This window comes from Streptomyces sp. URMC 124 (assembly GCF_051386455.1).
Classification (GTDB): Bacteria; Actinomycetota; Actinomycetes; order Streptomycetales; family Streptomycetaceae; genus Streptomyces.
Genome location: NZ_JBPQTS010000358.1, coordinates 1 through 488, shown reverse-complemented (window position 1 = coordinate 488; position 488 = coordinate 1). Strand labels below are relative to the sequence as shown.

The 488-nt window shown below is 76.8% G+C and carries 1 pseudogene; it reads right to left on the bottom strand.

Annotated elements, in window-relative coordinates:
- Positions 1–488: pseudogene (locus ACSNOG_RS32930) on the bottom strand (RICIN domain-containing protein); the annotation flags it as partial.

Genomic DNA, 488 nt, shown 5'->3' with positions numbered 1-488 from the left:
TACTGCCCGAACCGGTCGCGCCCGGGCGCGTGGACGTACAGCACCTGGACGCGGTTGCCGGCCGAACCGTCGCCCTCGCAGACGACCTTGGAGCCGGATCCGGCCTGCGGGGTCGTGGACCCGTCCGGGCTCGGAGCGGCGGCGGCCGCGGCCACGCCGCCCTTGCGGGCGTCGACCACGGACGGTGCTCCGCCGAGGGCCTCGGTGGCCGAGGGGGCCTGGCCGCCGTCGCCGGTCAGGGAGGAGGGAGCGGCCGCCTTGGCCGCCACGGGCGGGGTGTCCTTGGTGATGTCGACGCCCTTGGGCGGGGCGTCGGGGCCGTGGGTGCACAGACCGGCCCGCGAGACGCTGTAGACGCCGACGCAGCGGTCGCCCTTGGGGGCGGGCTTGAGGCCGTCGTAGACGAGGCCACGCTGCTTGTCGGCCGGGGGCGTCGAGGCGAGGGGGGCGGGCGTCTTCTTGTGCACGGGCTGCGCGGCGGGCACGTT